The sequence below is a fragment of the Paenibacillus sp. J22P143 genome (assembly GCF_059692035.1).
In genome coordinates, this window is the sequence record NZ_JCAUAQ010000005.1 from 56,556 (window position 1) to 79,224 (window position 22,669).

Here is a 22,669-nt window from a genome sequence, read left to right on the forward strand (position 1 = left end):
CCTTCATGCAAATTTTTTCAGAAATCGATGAATAATTAAGCTTCTCATTAAAATCTTATAATCCGTATCTGTGAAATACTCGGTTCGCCCCCCTTGCTCAACCTTCTTTAAAGCCGACTGAATTAATTCACCATTGACATGTTCTAAAAATTGTTGATCTGTACGCAACTCATGTAAATCATGTACAAAATTCGGCCAGTGTGGAACCATTCGATGAACCCAATCTGCACCTTGGAGCCCCCGAACACGTTGATTTAACCTCACATTATCTGGTAATAAATGTTTAGTGGATCTACGAATGAGGGCTCGGTCCATACCATTCTGAACATATTGTTCCTCAGGTACGGATAGACAAAAACGAACCACTCGTAAATCATTGGTTGGATCGCGTTTCCATAAACGGTATCTTAGCGAAAGTTTAGCGCTAAATGTGTTGCCAGCGTTCCACGGAAAAATATCTTCAAATAGACTCTTGCGTTCCTCATAGATGTTAGTTGAGTTAAACCATCCTGATTGATCAACACCATACTCTTTCAGCTTCTCATAAACGCCTGTGCGCTTTGCAAAATTCTCATTTATCAATCTTGGAAGTTGATATAACGTACCATCTGGAAAAATTTTGTTAATTAACGGAAAACTGACTCTAGCGATCTTTGGCAATCTTCGCAATCTTGCACCGCCGGCATTCCTTGAATATTGGTCAAGCTCTTTTACTAGTCTTACCCATTTCAGCTGTTTCAAAAGAGAAGCATAATAGTCAAGAGCATTTCCCCAAGAAATCGTATAATTCCCTCGATCTCCATTCAACAACACGCCTACTCCTTGTTCATGGGCCTTCTCGAACATCCCCTTCAACCAGAACGAGTTCTCGAAAAATTTATAAGGCATCTCCAAAACCTCAAGAAAATCATCGATTTCGGAATATGAATTTCTCCCCTCAAAATCCAAAATATGAGCGGAAATACCACCTACATGATCAACAGTAGATTGTATAAATGGACTTTCGTTCGGCACTAATTGTTTAGCTGTAAAATCAACAAAATCTTTGGGAGGGATATAACTAAAAGTATGAATTATTTTATTCTCAGCTCGTAATGCCCTTGCAGCAAAGCTAACGACAGCACCTGAATCTAATCCGCCACTTAACTGAGAGCCAATATTACGATGTGTTCGCAATCTAGCAGTTACGGCATTTTGAAACACGTCTTGAAAAGCTTCAACATATTCTTCATTCGATTTTAGCTTCAGTGGTTTACCGGGTGTTAGTATACAATATCTTTGAAGAGTAATGTTTCCATTTATAATCGAGATACTATGAGCTGGAGGAAGCTGTTCAATATGTTTATATGGCGTTGAAGCAGCATCGACCGTATCAATCATACCTGTGATAGCCAAATATTCTGCAAGCCATTGCTCATTTAACTGCTTTTTGACATTAGATAATGAGAGTAATGGTTCAATGGTTGAGCAAAATGCAAAGGACTGATTTCTACAGTAGTACAGGGTTCGGTATCCCGAGAAATCCCTAGCCCCAAACAGCTTCTGCTTCCGCTCATCCCAGATCATAAAGGCAAAGTCACCAATTAAGTGCTTCGGACTATCTTCGCCCCATTTATGGTACGCCAGCAGAATCAGCTCGCTATCCGGCATCTTCGCTCTTCGTTCTCGTTCAATTTGTAATTTATCGAATAACTCATCACGGTTATCAATGATTGCATCAGCTGTGATTGCTAATTTTCTTGCAAAATCATAGTAGGGTAATCGTTCTCCGACGGATTCTGGCGTTATCCATTGTGCATGACAGCCTAGGAATACGTGATCTTGGTGCCATGTTTGAATATCATCTGCTGGAAATTTCTCTAAATCGAACATCATGCGATATCCATGCTCAATTTGAATTGGCTCTTGATTGTAGTTGTATATTCCAGCAATAGCACTCATCATTTCACCCTCATCACAAAATAGTTATACCACCGTTTAATTCTTATTAAAGAACGATGCCGTGCAATTCAACTGTATATTAGTGAATTTCACTTCGTCCGTAAGTTTCTCTTTCGATCACCTTTTGTTCTTTATCGAGAACAATATCAGAATATCATCTTCTATCTTCACTGTCAACTGCCTTTTAAAACTTTTTATTCTGGTAGAAAACCTGGAATTTACCAAGTTTGAGAAGGCGTGGATCAGCGCAGCACAAGTATGCGAAGCAGAATCAAAGTTAAAAAACTTATTATGAATCTTATTCACTAGTTCAACGTAATAATGGCTGCCAGACGCACGAATCTCTTTATTATAAGAAACAGGCAGTTCCTTCATGTCACCGAGATGCGGGAAATGGCAATACACTTTCACTAACGTGCGGTGTATTCTTCTCAGCGTTTGGTGAGACGCAGCATCCTGAAAAAGCACATCAAAATTAATGTTCTCATGATGATGATGGATCAATTGCATAATATCCATATAATATTTGGGTGAGTCCATATAATGACTCCAACCGTGCAAGCAAATCATATAGAACGTGTGATAGACGGAAAGCTCCTTCACAAATTGATAAGACGCTAATGGCACAGCCTGCTCCCAGAATTCACTCATATTGATATTGGACGTTTGTTCAACAAGTACATTCCAATGCAGCTCCACGGTCAATGGAATTGGACTAGAGGGCAATCGTTTAGAGAAGCTCCAATGGAAATGAGAGCGAGACTTCTCCTCCTCAATGTCGAAGCCGAGTGACTTTAGACAACTAATCGCGATATTCAAATCGGATTTCTGGATCAATACATCAATATCCGATGTCGCTCTAGCGCCAAAATGGCCGAAATACTTCTCAGCAAATCGAACTCCCTTTAACGGAATGACGGCAATACGCGACGCCTCGAACTTTCGAAGGAGCTGGTCTAATTGATTTTTGATAAAAAAATTAAGATAGAGCGTCTCGTCGTATAGCTGCTTTAGCCGTTCTTGAAAAAAAGCAGGAACTTGGCCCCATTGTCCCTGCTCATTGAGCAACGTATAGATAGGTGGAGCTATGGAATAACGTTGAATATCCACGAGTGCATGCTCATAATACTGCGATTCCACCGGAAGTGGCGTCCGAGGATCATACAACGCTTTGATCAAAGGCATTTGCATAGCTCCATTCTCCTCTCTTTGATTCCATTCCATGCAAACGACGGTACACGCCTTCCTGCTTTACGATTTCCTCATGTCTCCCCATTTGCACAATTCCCCCTTGGTCCATCACGATAATGTAATCAGCTTTGCGAATGGACGCTAGTCGATGCGTGATGATGAGTGTGGTTCGATTATGCATAAGGCGATCCAAGGCAGATTTCACCTGATACTCCGTTTCATTATCTAACGCTGAGGTGCCCTCATCTAATAACAGTATCGGTGCATCCTTTAGAATGGCCCTTGCGATCGCCAATCGTTGACGTTGTCCGCCTGATAATGACATTCCGTTTTCTCCGATTTCTGTATCATAGCCATGAGGAAGCGTAGAAATATAGGCATGAATTCCCGCTATTATCGCTGCCTCTATCATTTGTCTATCGGTTATATCGAGCCGCGCAACTAACAAATTGTCTCTTATTGTTCCGCTGAATAGCATGGTTTCCTGCGATACATGCGCGAATAAGCTCCTCTGTTCGGAAATCGATAAGCTTGAAGTTAACCGGCCATTGATTAATATCTCACCTGCTTGTGGTTTGTAGAAGCCCTGGAGCAAATTGAACAGCGTGGTCTTTCCTGCTCCGCTTAGGCCTACGATCGCTACGATTTTCCCAGCTGGAATTCGTAGATTCATATGTTCAAATAAATGATTTTGTCCATCGTAATGGAAAGTAATATCTCTGAACTCAATAGAGGACATAGAAGTCTCTACTTTTATCGCGGCTGGGAAATCATCGGATTCCGCCTCGATCTCCAATACTTTAAATATTCGTTCCATAGCAGACATCGATTTCTGTATTCCGGCCCATTGTCCAGCGAACTCTGTTAATGGATACACCAGATGATTCACGAGATTGATGAAGGTTAGTAAAGCGCCTACGGATAATATGCCAATGGAGATGTAATAGGAACCCAAACACAGACTAACTAAAAATGTCGTAGAAGCTGCTGCTTGACTCCCCACATAAAACCATCCACGCAGCCTAGCATTGTTCAGTTCCAACGCATAAAGCTTCTTGTTTTTAATGGCATACTTCGTGAACACCGCTTTCTCCATAAGGAAGGAACGAATCACGAAAAAACCTTGGAATGTCTCATTCAACAGCACATTGAATTGAACGACCAAATTCTGAATTCGCCTATTGTTATTACGAAGTAATAAGCCAAATATAACCCCAGAAACCATAGCTATCGGTGCTACAATGACGCATAGAAGTGCTAATTTCCAATTGATTTGAAGTAAATATAGGAGAACTGCGATATAGATAAAGGGTAATTTGATCAAATTAATGAGGCTGCTACCAATAATGCCATCCAGATTATGCAAGTCGTTCGTAAAGTGAGCTAATAAATCACCAGAATGAATGCGATTTACGTGTTGGCCTGGCAATTGCAGAATATGTTTGAATAAATGCTCGGAGAAGTCCCTTTTAACCGCATTTGTGGCAATTGTTTCCCAAAGGGTGCTCAGATAGGTGGAGGTAATACTTATGAGTACAAATACGATACCAAGCGGGACTAACCATTTCATCCGTGTGAAATTACTATGTATGGCGGCATCTGTGATCGTCCCAAAGAACCATGAGAATCCAATAGTTAGCGCAATGTCTATGAAGAGCAAGAGGAATAGACCGATATAGGGTCTTCGATGTTGCCTAATATAGGGCTTCAACACATCATATGTTCTACGGACATCTTTCATTAGCCATACATCATTCATCTCATCGACACTCCATACTAATTCTACGATTTCGTAAGTTTAACTCGAACCAAATAGTATTGTACTAATCGCGATAACGGAGGGATTGTCAGAATAACCCAGCCCCAGGCACTTGAAGCTAGATTGGTGATGTGAATTCTTCGCCCCTTACGGTATTTCCAAATCAGTCTTCCGATGATCTGATCCTGTGAAATCAATTCGTCATAGGATACATTGGTATCACCCTTGCACAGATAATGAGGTTGTTGATTCTTCATCACGATTTGAGACAACCGATGGGCGATTAAATGACCGTGACGTGCACGAAATAAGAGAATATCCCCCTTCTTCAGCCGTGACGCTTCCACGCGTACAAACCTACAAATGTCCCCCTTTTTAATGAAAGGATACATACTCATGCCATGAGCAGGGAGTTCAATCCAACCTCTGTTCTCCATGGACTGCGCAATGAGCTGCTCTAATTCCTTAGGATGCTGCAAGCTGTACAAGCCCCCGATTCATCATATCATGCAAAAATACTTCAACATCTGATTCCACATTATCATCAACCGATTGGAACTCATTGCGTACCGCATCGCTGATTGAACCTATTGTTTGTGCTGATTCAAGCATGGACCAACAAAATCCACCGACACCGTTCAGCTTCGTTAACGTATATTCATCCGTATTCAGGATAATCCATTCCATATCCAGTTCAATGGACTCATAATCATTCATTCTTACATATTGCGCCATTACGAGATCAACTCCCAAAATGTATCATTTTTCTGAAAATGCAGTTCGCAAATCGTGACCGTTTTGGCTAAATCGAGCAACAAATGTAGGACACGAACGGTTTCTTCCAAGCTATGTGACCAATAAAATACTTTATCAATAAGTTGTAGAAAACCATCCGATTTACTTAGTGTTACCCTTTGATTATTGAACGCTTGATTCAACAAATATATGCCTGCTAAAGAACTCTTCTCCTTAATACCGGATCTAGATAATTCGCTTCGAAAAGGAGAATCAAACACCGTTATGGCATCTGGCGTAATTTTGACAATGGTTGCTTCATCGGAGAGTAGCTCACGAGGATCCGACAATTTCGCAGCGGTTGATTTGCCAGCACCAGAATGTCCAGCGAACAAATAGGCCTTATCATTCTCGATCACACAAGACGAATGTATTAAAAGTCCCCACTGTATATGCACTAGAAAAGAGCTGTAGAGATTCATCAAAGCGTGCTTGACTGCCAATTCGTTATATACGGAGACCGACGCTTCGCGATAATCCACATCAACCTCGATCAGATAGTCAGCACGTTGATAGATGATCTGATTGCCTTCCTCTGTAATTGACACTTCGTAATTAACAAAAGGAACGCCGTACCCATCTTGAAGATGAATCCACAAATGAGGTGCTCGCTGTGTTGGCGGAGTAATTGTGAAATTCCTTCGGATCCAATTCATGATTTTATTTGACGGAGTCTGAATTTGAATACAATGCTCACCAATTGTCGTATAAATGAGTTCCATGCTTCTACTCCTCGGGACTTCATTAATAGGGAGGCCAGGTTACGCAGTAACGCATCTTATTGACCTCCACAGTCTGACTATTTCTAGTGCTTACCTTTGCCTTTGCCGTTTCCGTTGTGCGGCCCTGTATAAGGCGGATTAGGATAGTTAATGCCGCCATTCCCCTTACCAGGATGATTTAGATTACCATGACCTTTATTAAAACTCTGGGCGGTTTCAAACCTCACAGGTTGCTGGCTTAACACCATCGGAGGTGAATACACTTTTTGTTTCTGGGACTGATTTTCCATCGTTTATCGCTCCTATCGTTTCAACGTTTGCACTAGTCTTCTTACTTCACCGAATGGGGTATCTATAATCTCATACAGACGAATGTTCAACGTATTTTCAAAGCGATCCGCATCGAAGTTAAAGATTTCTGTGCCGCTAACCAGCTTATTTTCACCGGTAAACGCTAGCACTTTCGACGCCATAATTAGGTTTGACTCATCCGCTACTTCTAATCTCATTTTGGAAAAGTTCTGATCCACGACAACCTCATCCTGCAGCTTAATATCAAAATTCAACCCTAACTTATAGGAATAACCTTTTCCTAAGTTGAAGTTCGTTTGTAAGGACGAATCATTTAATGCGACATGAAATGGATAGAAAGCAAGGGTACTATCCGTTGTATCCATGACTTTCGTGTTAAGTGCAGCAATCGTGAAGTTATAGGGCTCAACCCTTTTGCCATCCAGTATCTCCATCGTTAGGCGCTCACCCGTCTCTGAGTTCGGCACGATATACGTGTAGTAGATGACGTAGCTAATATTGGGAATCAGTGTATCAACCTTCGTTTCTTGTCTAGTTCCCGAGAACTTTTTACCATTAGCAAGTGTCAACACGGTCTGGAATGGGGGAACGGGTTCGGAATCGCCACCTTTATTCAGCAATCTAAACTTAGCCACTACGGCTTTAAATCCGCCGCCAGCACTTTCGCTCATATTCAGATCAACCATGGATACCTCAACATCCGACCCAATCAATTGACTTATTGGATCGAATTGAATCGGCTTATTCCACTCATATAACCCCATTTGACTCGTAGGACGAGTTGAATTGATGGCGCCTCCTACTTGAATCATTAATCTGCCAATGGTATAGGAGACATGTGATCTATCCTCTGCCACAAAGTCCTCTGGTGTTAGAACAGTTAAGCTTTTCAACTCTGCACGGTTCTTGACTGGAATAGCATAATGCACATAATTTTTCTCACCAGGCTCTAGGATAAGTTCATCTTGCTCCAGTCTTTCACCAACGAGTACTTTATTCACTGACTTCCCATTTACTCGAAAATCAGGTACTGTGATAGGCTTGTCTCCAATGTTAGTCGCTATGAAGCCCACTACTGTTTTGAGGCCATTCGCCGTATTCTGTTCATTCAAGCTCACAGGTTGATAGGTAATCTTCTCCGATTGCGTTGGGATTGTGAAGGTATCCTGCCATTGCTTAATTTGAGCGGGGTCCGAAAGATTCGCTTTCTCCCCTTTCCACTCTAGGTCTCCGATAGGCAATGAGATAATCCGCTTTTCTTCCTTCGGATAGACGAATTCATCCACGTCCGACCACGACAACTCATTTAAGGCAAATACGTCATATCGATCTACTACGTTCAAATAGCTCAGCTCTATGGTTTCTTTGGGTTGAATATTTTTCGCATTTGTTAGACTTGGACGCATTATGTATTCCAAACCCTCATCTGTCTTGACACGAACTTCATACTCAGGAACACCTACTAAGCGCTCTCCTGCGTTATAGTACCGAATCACAGCACCAATTTTCGTTCCCTCTGTGGTAGGTTCATTCAATACGCTTTTAACCTCAACTTGAAGAGAGTCTGTAAGCTGGTAGCGACTGAGTGTGGATATCTGTCCATATTTCTCATCAGCAGCAACGCGGAAGGATGCCGATGGAATGACCAAAGAGACCGTTAGGATGAACATAATCGTTGTTTTTTTCCAGTTTATTTTCAATGATAGTCACTCCATCTTTTATTTATTGCTCTTCAATTGCCGCTACTTGAACTTTCGCTTTATCCATTAATGAGCTTGGATTGTTTTTCACAACCAACTCGCCTTCCTTAAGACCCGAGAGCACTTCTTGCTTAGGTTCGTTTAATCGGCCTAGTTGAATGCTGCGTTTCTCGACGGTATCACCCGAAATTACATACACATAAGCGTTATCGCCTTCTCTAACGATACTATACGTTGGTACAGTCACCACAATGAGATCCTTTTCCTCCGACAGTTGGAGCTTCAACTTCATACCTGGCTTCAAGAGAAGATCCTTATTAGGTACTTCTAGATTAATTTCATAAGCTTTCGTTTCAGGATCGATGACTTTTGAAAGGTAGCTAATGGCGCCTTGATACATCGTTTTGTTGTTAGGAAGTAAATACGACATTGCCGTCCTACCACTGGCTAGCTTCATTTCTTCATCTGATAGCTGGGACTTAATTTTGATAGGATCCAGTCGTTGAATCAGGGCAATCTGGGCTCCTGCCTGTATCCCCATTCCGGCCTCAAGTGGCATCTCTGTCATAAGACCGCTAACCGTAGCCTTCACTTCAAGACTCTGGATAGATTGCTCAACCTGCTGCAAGGTAAGTCTAGCTGCTTTCAGTTGGGACTCCATATCGGATGTCATGTCAATAGGTTCAAATGTGTTCAATCTTACCTTCATTTGATCCAGATCCATCCGAGCATTCATCATCTGGGTTTCCATCTGGTACAGTTGAGCTTTGGTCGCTAATCCAATATCATAGTCATTCTTCATTTTGTTGTAACTGCGTACAAGTGTGGTCATCCCAATTTCCATTTTCTGAATGCTATTCCTCAGTTCAGCTTTCTGATTATCTGATTCTTTCTGTCCTCTTACTCTTGCTTTTTCAATTGCGTCCTGCAGTGTCTTAACGGTTGCCGCTGCGGCTTCTCGCCCTGCAAGAATTTCACTAGATTTTAATTTGACAATAACATCGCCTTCTTGAACCATATCGCCACGCTTTTTCATAATTTGCTCAATTTCCCCAGTTGCTTTAGCCATGATCTTAAATTGAGCAGAAAATTGTACTTCACCGGCGCGCTCAAGCGAGTCTCCGATTTTTTGTTTAATCACTTTGAAGGCTCTAACCGTTTGTTGCGTTTGGTCTGTATAAACTGATTTTGCGTCTGTACTCTCAACCGCGGTGTCCGAGCATCCTGCCAAAATTCCTATACTGAGCGTCAAAATAGAAGCAATTCTAACCGTTCGCGACTGTGGCTTTTTTCTTTTTTGTCTCATTCGCTATAAACTCTCTCCCCTTACTTTAATTTTTCAAAAGAATTGATTAGAGATAAGCATCTGCTTGATTGTTTTTCACTTCGTTAAGGACTACGCCGATCAATTTGATATTAGCTAGCGTAAGCTCTTCTTTCACTTTCTTCGCAATATCACGTTTGACTTTGCCATATTGGGCAATGAGTAGTACACCATCGCTCTTGCTCCCCATAATCTTGGCATCCGTAATTGTCAGTATCGAAGGAGTATCAATAATGACAACATCGTAGTTCTCTCTCAGCATGGCGAGGAGTGTATCCATCGGCTTAGATGCCAATAGACCCGAAGGATTCTTTATTCGTGATCCCGATGTAATTAACTCGAGATTCTCTACGATCGTTTCTCGAACGATCTCATGAATGGAAATCTGACCTTCCAGATAATTGGTTAGCCCCTTACTTGGTTCAACGCCAAATACCAAATGAATCGTTGGATTCCGCAGATCCGCATCAAGCAGCATGACTTTTTTGCCAATTTGAGCATAGGCGACAGCTAATTGAACCGCGGTTGTTGTTTTGCCTTCACCTCTACTTGCTGATGTAATCGTAATGGTCTTAGCATCCCGACCGAACACCGAGCATTCAATATTAAATCGCAAGGAACTGTAAGCTTCTGAGGTAGAGGAAGTTTGGATTATTTGCATCAAGGCGGTTGAAACCGAATTAGTAGATAGTTTTCGCATATGAAATTTCCTCTGCTTTTTTACTTAATTTCTTTTTCCGTTTCAATTTCCTGTACTTCACTTTTGGTATGTAAGCTAACGTTGAAGCTTCGAACATCTCTCGAATATCCTCATCCGTTTTCAACGTATCATCTAACGCATCCAATAGAAGAATGATACCAATTGTAGCAGCCAAGGATGCAAAAAAACTAAGGATGATCAATTGATTCGATTTCTGATTAACAGGAGTAGGATTGTCCTGCATTTTGGCTCGATTCAGAATCGTAATATTATCAACCTTCATGATATGAGGGATTTCTGTTTGGAACACATCTGAAACGGCGTTCGCGATGGCAACAGCTCTTTCATGTGAGAAATGTCTCACGACAATCGACATCACTTGCGTTTCATTCAAATTGGTCACATTGACGATTGAAATTAATTGATCTGTTGAAACCCGTAAATCAGGGTAACGTTGGACGACTTTATCCATAATAGCTGGCGTTTTAATGATTTCTTTGTACGTATTAATGAGCGCCATATTAACACCGATCGCACCATAATCGATCTGCTCCGTACCCAGTTGATCTTGCTCATACGTTTTATTCACGATTAATTTCGTTGAGGCCTGATAGACCGGAACGTAGTTCGAAGTTGTATACATACTTGTGAAGATGGTACACATACCAACGATAATAACGATTAACCACCATCGCTTCATTATGACCATCAAATATTCTTTCATATTAATTTCCATGATTCCCCTCCAATAGAAGTCTAAATTTCGATTCACTATGATACTATTTGTATCTTAATTGTTACTCTTACTTTAAGATACTTTTCGTATCATGTCAACACAATTATATGGTTTTTGGTTCCAAATCGTATCAAATTAAAACGAGCTGTAGAAATCAAAAAGCAGCACTTTCCTCGCTGGAGGATAGGCTGCTTTACTAAGGTAACACTCTTTGATTATCTCATTCCCATCGACGCAACGCGTACAGACTCACTCGTACCTAGTCGAGAAACCAGCAGAGCTTGCTGCAGCAGCAAAGCTAGCAGCTTCCGCATGGAGCCAATGCCGATTTTACTCATGATATTGGCAAGGTGAATCTTCACTGTTTTCTCACTGATACAGCAATTTTCGGCAATTTCTTTGTTCGTGTACCCATATGTCGCTAGTAACGAAAGAATTTCGGATTCACGTTGGGTTAGACCATAATTGGAATAAAATCGAAGTAAAACGTCTGGATTATCTGAGATCATTGGCTTCATACGACAACTTCCTTTATATGAATGTGTCTTTCTCGACTGAGATCAAGAAAGGTATTTTCGATTTTCACAAGTGGATTCGTATCATCTGTTGGATTAATATAGACGACTTCGCCCCAGCGACCATCGGTGAGAAGTACTTGTCTGCCTACTAAATTGCAAATGATATTTTGTAAAAAGACAGATACAATATGTGGATCTAATTCCCCAAAAAAACCTTTCCTTAAGCGGCTGACGACTTCGTGAAAAGGCATCATTTCGTGATAAGGTCTCTTGGATGACATCGCATGGAACACATCCGCAACAGCGACGATTCGACTCATTTTGTCCATTTGACTATTTTGCAGCTGCAAGGGATATCCGGTGCCATCTGCTCGTTCATGATGCTGCAGGGCAACCAGCGCTACACGATAGTTAATGCCCACAGTTTCACGCAGCATATTATAACCAAGAATGGTGTGCTTTTTAATCTCTTCGTACTCTGCTGTCGTTAATTTGCCTGGCTTCATCAGAATCTCTTGGGAAACCTTGATTTTACCCACGTCATGCATAGTAGCTGCTAAAGATAATAGAGCAACGTCTGTATCGGCTAATTCCATCCATTTACCAATGAGTGTTGATAGGATGCCCACACCGATATTATGTTGATGGGTGTACTCATCTTTGGCTTTCACAGCTTGAAACAATTGAAATAAATCAGGGTTCTCAGCCGCCTGTTGGATGATGGGAATTAATTCATGCTTGATCTCAAGCAGCGGTATTTTCTTATGTGTCTGAATACGTTCAAATACGTCTTTGGCATATTGTGTAGCTTTTTGAACATGACGATTCGTATCTTGAGAGGGTTCGGTTTCAAGCTGGCGATCAGGCATGCTAGTCGTCACGATATCCATGGTATCAATACGATGCTGCTTAAATATATCCAAGTGCTCTTGATTGAGAACGGTATGAATGGGGACTAAGACTAGCCCATAGTTTGTTGTCACATCATATCTTAATCTTTTACCTAGTAGGTCTCTCAAGAAATCCCGCTCCAGTAAGTTCAAAATCGTTCCATTTTCAATTATATACGACATTTCACTTCATAATATATGGGAAATTCAACCTATATTTCGACATTGCTCCTAGGTTAAATCTCCCAGTTAAACTTAGTACACCATGACAAATAGGTCTAATGATCCTTATACTTTTGTTAATTCCTATCCGTGACATCCGTCTATTCCTCTGCATATAGTAAGTATCGACTATCCGCATTTACCTAAGGAGGACTTCACGAATGGCTTCGAACAAAAAACAAGAACTGCGCGACGTAGAGCTTGATACTGAGATTTCACAAAGCGCGGCAACGGAATCGGACTATCCAACTGCCTATTATCCGCAAAATACGCCATACCCTTACGGCTATCCAGTACCGCAATATTATGGTTGGGTGCCTGCCTATGATCCACGCGGCTTGGGTGGTCTTGGTGGTTTCGGTATGCCTGGCTTCCCAGGAACTGGCGGCATGATGCCTGGCTTCCCTGGTGGACCGGGCGGATTCCCAGGCATGCCTGGCGGACCAGGCAGTTTCCCGGGTGGGCCAGGATTTCCTGGAGGACCAGGCGGTTTCCCAGGTGGACCAGGGTTCCCTGGCGGGCCGGGTGGATTCCCAGGTATGCCGGGCGGACCAGGACCAGGTCCTGGTACTGGCGGATATCAACCGCCAACTTCTGCCCCACCAGCTCACACACCGCAAAAGCCGCTTAAAGCGCCAGGTGTATACGCCGTAGATCCAGGGGGCATCTCTCGCTGCTTGTTCCGATTCACGTATATATGGCAAAGCAACGGACAACAATACTGGTATTTTCCAGTGTTCGTTGGACGGACATCGGTTTCTGGATTCCGTTGGACCGGATTCTCATGGATGTTCTTTGGTATTGATTTACGTTTTATCGACTCGTTTACTTGTTAATTCCGCATGCCAAAAAGCTTCCTGCTCCACGTCATCGTGGAGTAGGAAGCTTTTTTTTGCGCTCCATGTATTCAGTTCTCCTGCCAAGCAAACCGATACCCGATACCCGGCTCTGTCAAAATATACTGAGGTCTCGTCGGATCTATCTCTATCTTCTTCCTCAAATGTCCAATATACACCCGAAGGTATTGGCTGTCAGATTCATACTGCTGACCGCCCCACACTTGTTTGAGCAGCTGTTTATGGGTCATGACACGTCCTGCATTAACACCGAGCACTTTGAGTAAATCATACTCCGTTGGCGTTAGCTTCAGCTTCTCACCCTGGAGCTCGACACTGCGTTTGGCTAAATCAATGACAAGTTGCCCGAGCTTCAGCACAGGCTCATCAGGAGCTTTGGCGATATGCCGAAGGGCAACGCGCATACGGGCCATGAATTCACCCATGCCGAACGGCTTCGTCACGTAGTCGTCTGCACCTCGATCTAAGGCGGCGACTTTATCAGCCTCTTGATCCTGTGCAGTTAAGATGATGATCGGAACATTCGACCATTCACGAATACCATCAAGAACCTCCATGCCGGTCATATCGGGCAGTCCGAGATCCAGTACGATCAGATCCGGCCGGACCATCGTGGCCCGCAGCAGGCCTTCTTCTCCTGTTGCGGCTTCAGCCGTCTCAAAGCCATGTGCGGTTAAGGTAACCCGCAGTAATTTGCGTATTTGTGCTTCATCATCAATGACTAAAATTTTCGCCCCTGTGGTTGTCATGGTTCTCTCCGTCCCTCTTAGCGAATTGTGTAGGCAAGCTTATTTGAATGGCGGTTCCCCGAATACCGTCTCTCCTCGCACTGGCAGTAATCGCCCCCCCATGCGCTTCCACGATGCTCTTGCATATAGCGAGTCCAAGCCCTGTGCCAGGGATATGCGACGTACGATTACCGCGATAGAATTTCTCGAATACTCGCTCCCGATCGGCCGGAATAATGCCCTCCCCTTCATCCGCAATAGTCAGCCTAAGCATTCCGCCCATCGCCTCCCCATGGATAAGGATTGTGCTTCCTTCAGGCGAATATTTGATGGCATTACTGATGACATTAATCAACACTTGTTCAATGAGAACTTCATCCAGCGGTACAGATGGAAGATCCGGATCCAGATCTATCCGCACTATTCGATTCTGCAGAGAATCTTTTAGCTGCGTTAAGGCAACACCCACAACATCCTCGATCACACACCATTGCTTATTTAAGCGTAACATGCCGCTTTCAATCCGAACCATGCCGAGTAAATTCCCAACGAGTCGATTCATCCGTGTGGAACCCTCACGAATCGTCAGCAGCAGCTCTCGTCGATCTTCAGGACTAAAGACATTCTCCCCTTCCAGAAGTCCGGTTACTGAGCCAATGATTGTTGCCAAGGGTGTTCGCAATTCGTGGGAAAGCGAGTCCAGCAGCGCGGTCCGCAGCTTTTCCGACTCCGCGGTCAATTGCGCCACCTTCGCTTCGTTTGCAAGCTTCACGCGAGATATCGCAACGGCTACAAGATCCGAGAGCGCTTCGATGATCCGAATAAGCTCAGGCATATCGGACATTAATCTATCGCCAACTTGTACAGCGAGCACACCATGTACCTGCTGGTCTGTAGCTAAGGGGACATGCAGATCCGATGATCCACGCAATGTTCGAGTCCCTCGACCCGCAATCGTATTGTTATTATTCACCCATCCGGCGATAGTTAGGTGGGCTTCATCTCTGGCCCAATCCCCACCATCCTTCGAATAAGCTTCTAACTGCTGTTCACCATCCTGATTTGGCAAAATAATAGCGGCCTTAGCATCCAACGTATCGGAAACGTGCTGTACAATCTGTTCCAGCAATACATCTAAGTCTGAAATCGCTGTAATCTTGCGACTTAATGCGTAAAGGGCAGCGGTATTCGCTTCTTTCTTCTGAGCTTGTTGGAATTGATCCCTAAGCTTTGAAGCAAGGCTTGCGGTAAGGCCAGCTACACATAAGAACACAATAAAGGTTAGGATATAACGCAGATCAGCAACCGTAAGACTGAGCTGAGGTGGAACAAAGAAGAAATCAAAAGCCAAAACACCTAATCCCGCAGCAAAAAAGGAAGGTCCCTTCCCCCACCGAACTGCACTAAACAGAACAGGAAAAATGTAGAGAAGCGAGATATTGACTAGATCAAAGAAAAATTCAAAACCTTTAAGGAAAATCGTCAACAAGACGATAAAAAGAGCAGTCAAACCATACGACTTCCAGTTCATATGTTCATTTTTTTGAGTTTCCATAGGCTTATTTTACCCTAATTCTCGAAGTTTGCCACGAATCATAATCAGCAACAATGAGAACATCCATTTGTCCAGCATGCGGTAGAAGCCTTTTGACGGTAGCATCATTCCATACGATGAGTTGCGTAGCACCAGCTTCACTTGCTTTAGCTGCAAATACGCGTGGGAGTTGATTGCGATTAACAGCCTCTTGATAGGAGAATTCGCCTCCCAAGCGTTTAGTCAGCTTCTCTAGCACCTCTAGCTTCGGCATCCAATCGTCATCCGTATGCCTTGCCGCAATAAAGCTTACATGCCAAGCTGCTTTAAGTCGATGCGCAATGCGAAACCCCCGCCGAATTAAACGATCGGCTTGCGAGATGTCCGTGACGCACACGTAAATAACTTCTTTTCTTCGCCATGGTCCACGCAAAGAACTTTTACGCTCCATGGACTCCAGTCGCTCATCAACATCATCTGCGATTTCACGCAGCGCTAATTCACGTAAGGCGATGAGATTTCCCGTTTTAAAAAAATTGTTTAATGCCTGATCCACTTTGACCATCGCATAAATTTTGCCGTCTCTCATTCGAAGCTGTAGAGCCTCTGGGGAAACGTCAATTAACTGAACTTCATCTGCTGTACGAAGAATGCTATCTGGCACGGTTTCCCGCACGCGAATACCTGTTATATGCTCAACAGCATCATTTAAGCTCTCCAAGTGTTGAACATTTACAGTTGAGATAACCGATATGCCAGCTTCAAGAAGGTCCAACACATCTTCACAGCGTTTCTTATTTTTACTTCCGGGTACATTGGAATGCGCAAGTTCATCAACCAAGACGACTTCAGGTCTCAGACGAATGATAGCTTCTGTATCCATCTCTTCAAGCTTCACACCTTGATATTGTATTTCTGCCCGCGGCAAAATGGTGAGATCACCAACTTGCCCGATCGTCTCTTTTCTTCCATGCGTTTCAAGCAGACCAATTTTCACATCGATCCCCTTTTTAAGCAGATCATTGCCCTCCCGCAGCATCGTATACGTTTTACCAACACCAGGCGCAGCGCCAATGTAAACCTTGAATCTGCCGCGTCTGATTTTTTCGATTTTCGCCTCCACTTCTTGCTTACTCAGACGTTTATATTTGTATGGCTCCTTGGGCGTATGCATATGGGCAGGCAGAATGCGCTCTCCCTCCTGAGAGGCACGATCGGCTACCAGGAATACATCAACATTTTTTGCATGTTTTAACAAGCCATTGATGACAGAGCCTTGGATAAATGTTTGCCATCTCATTTGTTTGGAGTGACCTAACACAATGCGTGTAACATGATGTGCGTTCGCATAGTCCACTAAGATTTGAGGGATACAACGACGAAATGAAAGTGGCAGCTCTTCAAATTTTCCGCCAACCTTTTCAACAAGCTTCATAATCGACCTACGAAAAGTAGCCGCTTCTTTGGTAAGCGCTTTACCTTTTTTACGCAGCGTGACCACATGAAGATCACCATTCAATCGCTTCGCGATTTGTTGCCCTCGGCGCACATAAATAGAACCATTCCAGTGATACTGAGTCGTAACCAGAATGCGTTCCGTCGCTCCTGATGGCCCCTGAAAGCCCATTTGTTCACGATGTGCTTCCAAAGAATCATTAACATCTTCTGCGACGAGTCGGAGGGCTAGCTCTCTTAATACGCCCAAATTCCCGCGTTTAAATAAGGCTGCATCTTTGTTCCCCTTTAAATGACCTTCTTCCATTCGAGTTAAAATCGTCTCCGGCGTCACATCAATGAGCCTCACCTCATCTGCCAGTTCTAGTGTATCCGAGGGTACGCAGTGACCCACTTCAATACCTGTCAGTTTATGCGCAACCTCCATCGCGCCTTCCAGCTCATAGACATTCACCGTGGTAATCACGCTAATGTCGTGAGAGAGTAAATATTTAATATCTTCAAGCCTAGTTGGAAAAACGGCACCTTCCCGATTGCGATGAGCTAGCCCATCGACAAGGACAACCTCCGGATTTCGTTCAAGTAAGGCATCCACGTTTAGATCCTTTTGTTCCACGCCGTCTTTCAACCAATGAATACTCGGCACCCTTTCCAGATCCCCCAATTGTTCCACGGTTTCCGGTCTTTGGAGCGTCGATACGGCACAGATAACCACATCGATCCCTTGCCCCTTGAGGTTATGTCCCTCTCGAAGCATGTGATACGTTTTACCGGATCCGCTGACGGCACCGATATAAATTTTCAAGCTGCCCCGGTGCAACTTAGAGATAGATAACAGGATTTCTTCAGGTGTTTTTCTTTTGAAATGTTCCAACCGTCCCATGCCCCCCGCTAAAATGGATAGAAACCACCCTCCCAAAGGGAAGAGTGGTTGACTGCTTATTTCACAATTTCATTTGCTTCAGCAGTTCCATATTCAATTCAGTCACATTGACCCTAGGCTCACCGAAAATCCCAAGCTGCCGCGTTTTGGACAGCTGATCAACGAGGTCATTGAGCTTGCTCTCGGAGACCCCTGATTCCTTACTAATTCTCGGAACTTGAGCTTTCGCTCCTTCTGGGGACAAATCAGGGTCAAAACCGGAACCAGAAACAGTCACGATGTCAGCCGGAATTTCAGTTAGATTTGGATTCTCTTTCTTCCAGGCATCAATTTTCTCAGCCATTGCCGCAGCATAATCACTTGATGCTACTGCTGTATTGGAGCCTGATGATGCCGTAGGATCATATTGGGCTGCAGATGCTCTTGGATGAAAAAGCTTCGGAGACTCAAAAGCTTGAGCCAGCAATTCCGATCCAATCACAACGCCGTCCGATTCTATGAGACTTCCATTTGCTTGTTTGGGAAATAATACTTGAGCCACACCTGTCGTAGCAAGTGGGTAGATGAGCCCACAGACAATCATGAACAATAACGACACACGAACAGCTATAATTACCGATTTCATAACGCGATCTCCTCGTTTCTCTTTCTCTTTACACGATGTTTAATCCGTGAAGCACCATATCAATGATTTTAATCCCAATGAATGGAACAACGATACCGCCGATACCATAGATCAAAATATTACGTGATAACAGTCTATTAGCTGACATCGCCCGGTACTTAACACCCTTCATCGCAACTGGAATCAAAAGCGGGATGATGATGGCATTGAAAATGAGCGCAGATAAAATAGCCGATTCTGGCGACGCCAGATTCATAATATTCAAGGCCTGCAGCTGTGGCATGGCTAGAATGAACATCGCAGGAATGATCGCGAAGTATTTGGCAATGTCGTTAGCGATGGAAAACGTCGTCAAAGCTCCGCGAGTGATTAACAACTGTTTACCGATGGAAATCACAGAAAGAAGCTTGGTAGGATCGGAATCCAAATCGATCATGTTAGCGGCCTCTTTGGCAGCCATCGTGCCTGAATTCATCGCAAGTCCAACATCCGCTTGAGCAAGCGCAGGAGCATCATTAGTTCCGTCGCCCGTCATGGCTACGAGTTTGCCTTCTTGCTGCTCTTTCTTAATCGCTGCAATTTTATCTTCCGGCTTCGCCTCAGCAATAAATTCATCTACACCAGCTTCAAGCGCAATCGTTGCGGCTGTCAAAGGATTATCCCCCGTACACATCACAGTTTTGATGCCCATGGCGCGCAGCTCAGCAAAGCGTTCCTTCAAGCCCGGTTTTACCGTGTCCTTGAGGTAAATAACGCCATAGATCCGCTCGTTAATCGCAACAGCCAGCGGCGTGCCTCCGGCTTTCGCAATTCTGTTCGTAGTCGTCTCTAGGTCATCTGGGATTTTCCCGCCAAGCGCAGCTACATATTTTTTGATCGCATCAACCGCACCTTTACGGACTTTCATACCGCCTGCTAAATCAAGCCCCGACATACGGGTCTCAGCGGTAAACTCGACCACTTCTGCACCAGCGTAGCTATCTGCTTGCCAAGTCGCGCCGAGTTTATTCGCAAGCTCTACAATGGAACGTCCTTCAGGTGTTTCATCTTTCACAGATGATTGTAGAGCTGTAAATATGATATCTTTAGCCGGTATGCCACCCACAGGCACAAACTCCGAAGCCATCCGATTTCCGAAAGTAATCGTCCCTGTTTTATCTAGGATCATCGTATCGATATCGCCTGCAGCTTCAACCGCTTTACCTGACATCGCTAGGACGTTAAACTGGGTCACACGATCCATACCCGCGATACCGATCGCTGACAAGAGACCTCCGATTGTCGTCGGAATGAGACAGACAAGCAATGCAATCAACGTGGAGATTTCCAATTTCACGTCTAAATACTTCGCCATCGGAACCATGGTCATAATGACGATTAAGAAGATCAGTGTCAATACAGCAAGCAGCGTGGTTAACGCAATTTCGTTCGGTGTTTTCTGCCGTTTGGCACCTTCGACGAGTGCGATCATACGATCCAAGAACGATTCGCCGGGATCGGTGGTTACTTTGACAACGATATAGTCAGAAGCTACCCGCGTACCGCCTGTCACAGAAGAGAAATCGCCCCCTGCTTCCTTAATCACCGGAGCCGATTCGCCTGTAATGGCTGATTCATCAATGGAGGCTAAACCTTCAATGATTTCCCCGTCGGACGGGATAATCTCTCCGATTTCAATGCGGACAACATCACCCTTACGAAGAGAAGTAGATGATACCTGCTTATAAGAACCATCCTTTTGAACCAAGCGGGCCATTGTGTCGGATTTCGTTTTCCGCAGGGAATCCGCTTGCGCCTTGCCTCGACCTTCTGCCAAAGCTTCAGCAAAGTTAGCGAATAGCAAAGTGAAAAGCAAGATCAAGAACACCGCGATGTTATAACCTCGCCCTACTTCTGAGTTGCCAAATAGCTCAGGTGCGAATGAAAGCAGCAGGGTAATCACCGTGCCGACCTCAACCACAAACATGACTGGATTCTTGAACATTATCCAAGGATTTAATTTTTTGAACGAATCCATGATTGCTTGCTTTACCATGTCTTTTGTTAATGTTTTTTTACGTTCCACAGTCAAATCAATCCTCCATCTCTATTACGTCTATCCTTTTAACGCGCCGCCAAATGTTCAGCAATCGGCCCCAATGCCAGCGCCGGGAAGAACGTTAGAGCACCAATAACTAGAATAATCATGATCATAATCCCCATAAATATAGGTGTATTTGTCCGCAATGTACCAGTCGTAATAGGAACGACTCGTTTCGTTGCAAGTGAACCCGCAATGGCCAACATCGCGATGATTGAAATGTAACGGCCAAACAGCATGACCATACCACTGCCTAAGTTGTAGAAGTTCGTATTGGCGGTTAAACCACCGAAGGCAGATCCGTTATTTGCAGCACCTGACGTGAAAGCATACAACACTTCCGAAAGACCATGCATGCCTTGATTCGCTATGGAATGAACAGATTCAGGACGAATCAGCGCCCAAGCTGTTGGTGCCAGAATGATAAGTGGATGGATCAGAATAGCAATGGCTGCTAACTTGACTTCCTTGCCTTCAATTTTCTTCCCAAGAAACTCAGGCGTACGACCGACCATGAGTCCACAGATAAAGACGGATAATATCAGGTAAAGTAATCCGTTTAACAAACCTACCCCTTTACCGCCGAACACATTGTTCAACATCATTTCTGCAAAAGGTGCGATGCTTCCGAGCGGAGTAAGTGACTCATGCATCGCATTGACACTGCCTGTTGTCGCAGCCGTGGTTACCGCTGTAAACAAAGCTGTTTCTGATATCCCGAATCGCACTTCTTTTCCTTCCATATTGCCATGTACACCTAATGCATCAACAGCAGCAACGCCTTTATACTCAGCATAGAATACGGTGGACAACATGACGATAAAGATGATTCCCATCGCAGCAAAGATCGTCCAGCCTTGCTTTTTGTTCTTAATCATGAGTCCGAATGCGTACACCAGAGATGTAGGCAGCAGCATCATACAAATAATATGAATTAAATTTGACACAGGCGTCGGATTTTCAAATGGATGCGCGGCATTCGTACCGAACCACCCACCACCGTTGGTACCTATATGTTTAATGGATTCTAGCGAAGCCACTAAACCACGAGTAATGGTTTGCTGAGCACCTTCAATGGTTGTCGCTTGTACAGCTCCAAGTAAGGTTTGTGGAATACCTTGAAACACTAGGACTAAAGCAACAATGAAGCTAAGCGGTAGAAATACCCTTGTAATCGCCCTAGTAATGTCAATGTAGAAGTTACCGAGATTATCTTGTCGGCCAATTAAACCGCGAATAAAGGCAACCGCTACGGCAAATCCAGTTGCGGCCGATGTAAACATCGGGAACGTAATGGCTACCATTTGGGAGAAATACGAGAGTGTATTTTCACCGCTGTAGGCTTGCCAATTCGTATTTGTAATAAAAGAAACAGCCGTATTAAATGCTAATGCCGGAGGCATATTACCAATACCATCAGGATTTAGAGGTAAGTATTTTTGAAGTCGAAATACCGCATATACCAGAAGCATCATAACCAAATTGAGTAATAACACAGCTCCTAGATACTTTTTCCAGCCCATTGCTTCCTCTTGTTTAACACCCATTAAACGATAGGATGCACGCTCAAAAGGAGCAAACACACGATCAAGGCCACTCTTTTCATAGCCAAACACTTTGACCAAGTAACTACCCATAGGTTTTACCAATAGCAAGATAATCCCTAGTGTGATGACTACTTGTAACAATCCCATACC

At 43.8% G+C, this 22,669-nt stretch carries 20 protein-coding genes; 1 reads left to right on the forward strand and 19 read right to left on the reverse strand.

All coding sequences use genetic code 11. The annotated features are described in order from the left end of the window. Nucleotides 1-3: 3 nt before the first annotated feature. The 13 genes from AC58PQ_RS11235 to AC58PQ_RS11295 form a co-directional block, all read right to left on the reverse strand. On the reverse strand, nucleotides 4-1,941 hold the full coding sequence (locus AC58PQ_RS11235) for a lasso peptide isopeptide bond-forming cyclase (protein ID WP_497242029.1): 1,938 nt from the start codon (nucleotides 1,939-1,941) through the stop codon (nucleotides 4-6). A 117-nt stretch (nucleotides 1,942-2,058) separates the two neighbouring features. Further along, entirely contained in the window at nucleotides 2,059-3,132 is a 1,074-nt protein-coding gene (locus AC58PQ_RS11240) for a nucleotidyltransferase family protein (RefSeq protein WP_497242030.1), read from the reverse strand. Continuing rightward, nucleotides 3,101-4,891 carry an ABC transporter ATP-binding protein gene (locus AC58PQ_RS11245; RefSeq protein WP_497242031.1) on the reverse strand — a complete coding sequence of 597 codons (1,791 nt, stop codon included), beginning with the start codon at nucleotides 4,889-4,891 and terminating at the stop codon, nucleotides 3,101-3,103. Before AC58PQ_RS11245 ends, AC58PQ_RS11240 begins: the two co-directional genes overlap by 32 nt. A gap of 23 nt (nucleotides 4,892-4,914) precedes the next feature. Continuing rightward, nucleotides 4,915-5,370, reverse strand: coding sequence for a signal peptidase I (locus AC58PQ_RS11250; RefSeq protein WP_497242032.1), 456 nt, complete (start codon nucleotides 5,368-5,370; stop codon nucleotides 4,915-4,917). After that, nucleotides 5,357-5,626 carry a PqqD family protein gene (locus AC58PQ_RS11255; RefSeq protein ID WP_497242033.1) on the reverse strand — a complete coding sequence of 90 codons (270 nt, stop codon included), beginning with the start codon at nucleotides 5,624-5,626 and terminating at the stop codon, nucleotides 5,357-5,359. Before AC58PQ_RS11255 ends, AC58PQ_RS11250 begins: the two co-directional genes overlap by 14 nt. Continuing rightward, nucleotides 5,626-6,408, reverse strand: coding sequence for a hypothetical protein (locus AC58PQ_RS11260; RefSeq protein WP_497242034.1), 783 nt, complete (start codon nucleotides 6,406-6,408; stop codon nucleotides 5,626-5,628). Before AC58PQ_RS11260 ends, AC58PQ_RS11255 begins: the two co-directional genes overlap by 1 nt. A gap of 83 nt (nucleotides 6,409-6,491) precedes the next feature. After that, on the reverse strand, nucleotides 6,492-6,698 hold the full coding sequence (locus tag AC58PQ_RS11265) for a hypothetical protein (RefSeq protein WP_497242035.1): 207 nt from the start codon (nucleotides 6,696-6,698) through the stop codon (nucleotides 6,492-6,494). A 12-nt stretch (nucleotides 6,699-6,710) separates the two neighbouring features. Next, the gene (locus AC58PQ_RS11270; RefSeq protein WP_497242036.1) at nucleotides 6,711-8,420 is read right to left on the reverse strand and encodes a hypothetical protein; all 1,710 of its coding nucleotides are present in this window, start codon (nucleotides 8,418-8,420) and stop codon (nucleotides 6,711-6,713) included. Nucleotides 8,421-8,442: 22 nt separating this feature from the next. After that, nucleotides 8,443-9,726, reverse strand: coding sequence for an efflux RND transporter periplasmic adaptor subunit (locus tag AC58PQ_RS11275; RefSeq protein WP_497242037.1), 1,284 nt, complete (start codon nucleotides 9,724-9,726; stop codon nucleotides 8,443-8,445). Between the two features lie 46 nt (nucleotides 9,727-9,772). Further along, on the reverse strand, nucleotides 9,773-10,444 hold the full coding sequence (locus AC58PQ_RS11280) for a CpsD/CapB family tyrosine-protein kinase (protein ID WP_497242038.1): 672 nt from the start codon (nucleotides 10,442-10,444) through the stop codon (nucleotides 9,773-9,775). Then, nucleotides 10,425-11,180 (reverse strand): YveK family protein, encoded by a 756-nt coding sequence (locus AC58PQ_RS11285; RefSeq protein ID WP_497242039.1) that lies wholly within the window; start codon nucleotides 11,178-11,180, stop codon nucleotides 10,425-10,427. Before AC58PQ_RS11285 ends, AC58PQ_RS11280 begins: the two co-directional genes overlap by 20 nt. Before the next feature lie 215 nt (nucleotides 11,181-11,395). Further along, a complete protein-coding gene (locus AC58PQ_RS11290) occupies nucleotides 11,396-11,698 on the reverse strand; it encodes a helix-turn-helix domain-containing protein (RefSeq protein WP_497242040.1) in 303 nt (100 codons plus the stop codon). Continuing rightward, nucleotides 11,695-12,717: an HD-GYP domain-containing protein gene (locus tag AC58PQ_RS11295; protein WP_497242041.1), complete on the reverse strand. Its 1,023-nt coding sequence runs from the start codon at nucleotides 12,715-12,717 to the stop codon at nucleotides 11,695-11,697. Before AC58PQ_RS11295 ends, AC58PQ_RS11290 begins: the two co-directional genes overlap by 4 nt. Before the next feature lie 254 nt (nucleotides 12,718-12,971). Here AC58PQ_RS11295 and AC58PQ_RS11300 point away from each other — a divergent pair, with 254 nt between their 5' ends. Beyond that, nucleotides 12,972-13,646, forward strand: coding sequence for a hypothetical protein (locus AC58PQ_RS11300; protein WP_497242042.1), 675 nt, complete (start codon nucleotides 12,972-12,974; stop codon nucleotides 13,644-13,646). A 71-nt stretch (nucleotides 13,647-13,717) separates the two neighbouring features. On the opposite strand, the gene AC58PQ_RS11305 is transcribed toward AC58PQ_RS11300, so the two are convergent. The 6 genes from AC58PQ_RS11305 to kdpA all read right to left on the reverse strand — a co-directional run bounded on the left by AC58PQ_RS11305 (nucleotide 13,718) and on the right by kdpA (nucleotide 22,666). After that, on the reverse strand, nucleotides 13,718-14,416 hold the full coding sequence (locus AC58PQ_RS11305) for a response regulator (RefSeq protein ID WP_497242043.1): 699 nt from the start codon (nucleotides 14,414-14,416) through the stop codon (nucleotides 13,718-13,720). Beyond that, complete coding sequence (locus AC58PQ_RS11310; protein ID WP_497242044.1) at nucleotides 14,382-15,950, reverse strand: DUF4118 domain-containing protein; 1,569 nt, start codon at nucleotides 15,948-15,950, stop codon at nucleotides 14,382-14,384. Before AC58PQ_RS11310 ends, AC58PQ_RS11305 begins: the two co-directional genes overlap by 35 nt. A gap of 4 nt (nucleotides 15,951-15,954) precedes the next feature. Next, nucleotides 15,955-18,258 (reverse strand): histidine kinase, encoded by a 2,304-nt coding sequence (locus tag AC58PQ_RS11315; protein WP_497242045.1) that lies wholly within the window; start codon nucleotides 18,256-18,258, stop codon nucleotides 15,955-15,957. A gap of 70 nt (nucleotides 18,259-18,328) precedes the next feature. Continuing rightward, nucleotides 18,329-18,892 (reverse strand): potassium-transporting ATPase subunit KdpC, encoded by a 564-nt coding sequence (gene kdpC / locus AC58PQ_RS11320; RefSeq protein WP_497242046.1) that lies wholly within the window; start codon nucleotides 18,890-18,892, stop codon nucleotides 18,329-18,331. Nucleotides 18,893-18,920: 28 nt separating this feature from the next. After that, entirely contained in the window at nucleotides 18,921-20,963 is a 2,043-nt protein-coding gene (gene kdpB / locus AC58PQ_RS11325; RefSeq protein ID WP_497242047.1) for a potassium-transporting ATPase subunit KdpB, read from the reverse strand. Between the two features lie 32 nt (nucleotides 20,964-20,995). Further along, the gene (gene kdpA / locus AC58PQ_RS11330; RefSeq protein ID WP_497242198.1) at nucleotides 20,996-22,666 is read right to left on the reverse strand and encodes a potassium-transporting ATPase subunit KdpA; all 1,671 of its coding nucleotides are present in this window, start codon (nucleotides 22,664-22,666) and stop codon (nucleotides 20,996-20,998) included. Nucleotides 22,667-22,669 lie beyond the last annotated feature (3 nt).